Origin of the sequence: Sulfitobacter sp. HI0129, from assembly GCF_001635395.1 — a bacterium.
In the GTDB taxonomy this organism is placed as follows: domain Bacteria; phylum Pseudomonadota; class Alphaproteobacteria; order Rhodobacterales; family Rhodobacteraceae; genus Sulfitobacter.
Map to the genome: position 1 here is coordinate 1 of NZ_LWGH01000581.1, position 1605 is coordinate 1605.

Consider the following 1605-nt stretch of genomic DNA (forward strand, 5'->3'; position numbering starts at 1 on the left):
GCCCCGAGGTCGAGAAAGCCCTGCGGGAGTTGCGCCGCAAGGTCGAAGAGAACGCCGATTACGTCGGCGGCGAATTCGCCCGGCAGGCCCGCGCCATGCATCTGGGTGACCTGCCGCAGCGCGCCATCTACGGCGATACCAAGCCCGCCGAGGCGCGCAGCCTGCTGGAAGACGGGGTGCCCGTGCTGCCCCTGCCGTTCCGGCCCCGGCGCAAACTGTCCTGACCCGCGCGTAACGGCCCGCGCCGCCGCGGTATTTTCGCAGCCAAACGGCGCCGGTCTTGCGGCGCGGCGGGTTTGCGCCTAAACCCCGCCCCGTATCAAGGGCGAGAGGGTCGATGCCTGTACTGGTCATGAAATTCGGGGGCACCTCGGTCGCCACACTGGACCGGATCCGTCGCGCGGCGAAACGCGTGGGCGTGGAGGTTGCAAAGGGCTATGACGTCATCGTCATCGTATCGGCCATGTCAGGCAAGACGAACGAGCTTGTCGGCTGGGTGAACGAGACGTCACCGATGTACGACGCGCGCGAATACGATGCGGTCGTGTCCTCGGGCGAGAACGTGACCGCCGGGCTGATGGCGCTGACGCTGCAGGAAATGGACGTGCCCGCCCGGTCGTGGCAGGGCTGGCAGGTGCCGGTCAAGACTACGTCGGCCCATTCCGCCGCCCGGATCGAGGAAATCCCCGCCGACAACATCAACGCGAAATTCGCCCAAGGCATGCGCGTCGCCGTGGTGGCCGGTTTCCAGGGGGTGAGCCCCGAGGGCCGGATCACCACGCTGGGCCGGGGCGGGTCCGACACCACCGCCGTGGCCTTCGCCGCCGCCTTCGGGGCGGAGCGCTGCGACATCTACACCGATGTGGACGGGGTCTATACCACCGATCCGCGGATCACGTCGAAGGCGCGCAAGCTGGACAAGATCGCCTTCGAGGAGATGCTGGAACTGGCCTCTCTCGGGGCCAAGGTGCTGCAGACCCGGTCGGTCGAGCTGGCCATGCGCTACAAGGTCAAGCTGCGGGTGCTGAGCAGTTTCGAGGAACAGTCGGACGAGGCCGGAACGCTCGTTTGCGACGAGGAGGAAATCATGGAAAGCAACGTTGTGGCCGGTGTGGCCTTCAGCCGGGACGAAGCCAAGATGACGCTGGTATCGGTCGCCGACCGGCCCGGCATCGCCGCCGCCATCTTCACCGCGCTCAGCGATGCGGGCGTGAACGTGGACATGATCGTGCAGAACATCTCCGAAGAGGGGCGCACCGACATGACGTGGTCCTGCCCCGTCGATCAGGTAATGCGTGCGGAAAAGGCGATGGAGAAAGCCTCCTCCGACGGGGTGATCAACTATCAGGAACTGATCGCCGACACCGATGTCGCCAAGGTCAGCGTCGTGGGCATCGGCATGCGCAGCCACACGGGCGTCGCCGCGAAGATGTTCCAGGTCCTGTCGGGCGAAGGTATCAACATCAAGGTCATCACCACGTCGGAGATCAAGATCTCCGTCCTTATTGACCGCAAGTACATGGAACTGGCCGTGCAGGCGTTGCACGACGCGTTCGAATTGCACAAGGCGGCCTGAAGCCCCGCGCCCGCCCGCGGCGGCCCCCC

2 protein-coding genes are annotated in these 1605 nt (G+C 65.9%); both read left to right on the forward strand.

The window, feature by feature from the left end:
* Positions 1-224: DUF1178 family protein (locus A3764_RS15580; RefSeq protein ID WP_150122218.1), on the forward strand; the 224-nt coding region annotated here is incomplete at its 5' end.
* Positions 225-337: 113 nt separating this feature from the next.
* A complete protein-coding gene (locus tag A3764_RS15585) occupies positions 338-1576 on the forward strand; it encodes an aspartate kinase (RefSeq protein WP_067921065.1) in 1239 nt (412 codons plus the stop codon).
* The last annotated feature ends 29 nt before the right edge of the window (positions 1577-1605 follow it).